The following is a 1,932-nucleotide window of genomic DNA, read 5'->3' on the forward strand; positions in this document are numbered from 1 at the left end:
ACCTCGCGACAGAGCGCTAAAGCGCGTCGCAACTGCTCTTTAACAATTTATCAGACAATCTGTGTGGGCACTCAGAGTGACATGGATTCTTAACGTCGCAAGACGAAAAATGAATACCAAGTCTCAAAGAGTGAACACGTAATTCATTACGACGTTTAATTCTAGGAGCATCAAACTTAAATTGAAGAGTTTGATCATGGCTCAGATTGAACGCTGGCGGCAGGCCTAACACATGCAAGTCGAACGGTAACAGGAAGCAGCTTGCTGCTTTGCTGACGAGTGGCGGACGGGTGAGTAATGTCTGGGAAACTGCCCGATGGAGGGGGATAACTACTGGAAACGGTAGCTAATACCGCATAATGTCGCAAGACCAAAGAGGGGGACCTTCGGGCCTCTTGCCATCGGATGTGCCCAGATGGGATTAGCTTGTTGGTGAGGTAACGGCTCACCAAGGCGACGATCCCTAGCTGGTCTGAGAGGATGACCAGCCACACTGGAACTGAGACACGGTCCAGACTCCTACGGGAGGCAGCAGTGGGGAATATTGCACAATGGGCGCAAGCCTGATGCAGCCATGCCGCGTGTATGAAGAAGGCCTTCGGGTTGTAAAGTACTTTCAGCGGGGAGGAAGGTGTTGTGGTTAATAACCACAGCAATTGACGTTACCCGCAGAAGAAGCACCGGCTAACTCCGTGCCAGCAGCCGCGGTAATACGGAGGGTGCAAGCGTTAATCGGAATTACTGGGCGTAAAGCGCACGCAGGCGGTCTGTCAAGTCGGATGTGAAATCCCCGGGCTCAACCTGGGAACTGCATTCGAAACTGGCAGGCTTGAGTCTCGTAGAGGGGGGTAGAATTCCAGGTGTAGCGGTGAAATGCGTAGAGATCTGGAGGAATACCGGTGGCGAAGGCGGCCCCCTGGACGAAGACTGACGCTCAGGTGCGAAAGCGTGGGGAGCAAACAGGATTAGATACCCTGGTAGTCCACGCCGTAAACGATGTCTATTTGGAGGTTGTGCCCTTGAGGTGTGGCTTCCGGAGCTAACGCGTTAAATAGACCGCCTGGGGAGTACGGCCGCAAGGTTAAAACTCAAATGAATTGACGGGGGCCCGCACAAGCGGTGGAGCATGTGGTTTAATTCGATGCAACGCGAAGAACCTTACCTGGTCTTGACATCCACAGAACTTGGCAGAGATGCCTTGGTGCCTTCGGGAACTGTGAGACAGGTGCTGCATGGCTGTCGTCAGCTCGTGTTGTGAAATGTTGGGTTAAGTCCCGCAACGAGCGCAACCCTTATCCTTTGTTGCCAGCGGTCCGGCCGGGAACTCAAAGGAGACTGCCAGTGATAAACTGGAGGAAGGTGGGGATGACGTCAAGTCATCATGGCCCTTACGACCAGGGCTACACACGTGCTACAATGGCATATACAAAGAGAAGCGACCTCGCGAGAGCAAGCGGACCTCATAAAGTATGTCGTAGTCCGGATTGGAGTCTGCAACTCGACTCCATGAAGTCGGAATCGCTAGTAATCGTGGATCAGAATGCCACGGTGAATACGTTCCCGGGCCTTGTACACACCGCCCGTCACACCATGGGAGTGGGTTGCAAAAGAAGTAGGTAGCTTAACCTTCGGGAGGGCGCTTACCACTTTGTGATTCATGACTGGGGTGAAGTCGTAACAAGGTAACCGTAGGGGAACCTGCGGTTGGATCACCTCCTTACCTTAAAGAACCTGCCTTTGTAGTGCCCACACAGATTGTCTGATGAAAAGTAAAAAGCAAGGCGTCTTGCCGAAGCAGACTTCAGTGTCCCCTTCGTCTAGAGGCCCAGGACACCGCCCTTTCACGGCGGTAACAGGGGTTCGAATCCCCTAGGGGACGCCACTTGCTGGTTTGTGTGAGTGAAAGTCGCCGGCCTTTATATCTCAAAACTC

General features: G+C 53.1%; 1 tRNA gene and 1 rRNA gene. Both read left to right on the top strand.

The window, feature by feature from the left end:
• The first annotated feature begins 178 nt into the window (after window positions 1-178).
• Window positions 179-1,720, top strand: a 16S ribosomal RNA gene (locus tag JTI98_RS10155).
• A gap of 86 nt (window positions 1,721-1,806) precedes the next feature.
• Window positions 1,807-1,882, top strand: a tRNA-Glu gene (locus tag JTI98_RS10160).
• Window positions 1,883-1,932: the final 50 nt, after the last annotated feature.

This window comes from Citrobacter sp. MGH 55, assembly GCF_016906145.1.
GTDB classification, from domain to species: domain Bacteria; phylum Pseudomonadota; class Gammaproteobacteria; order Enterobacterales; family Enterobacteriaceae; genus Citrobacter_A; species Citrobacter_A amalonaticus.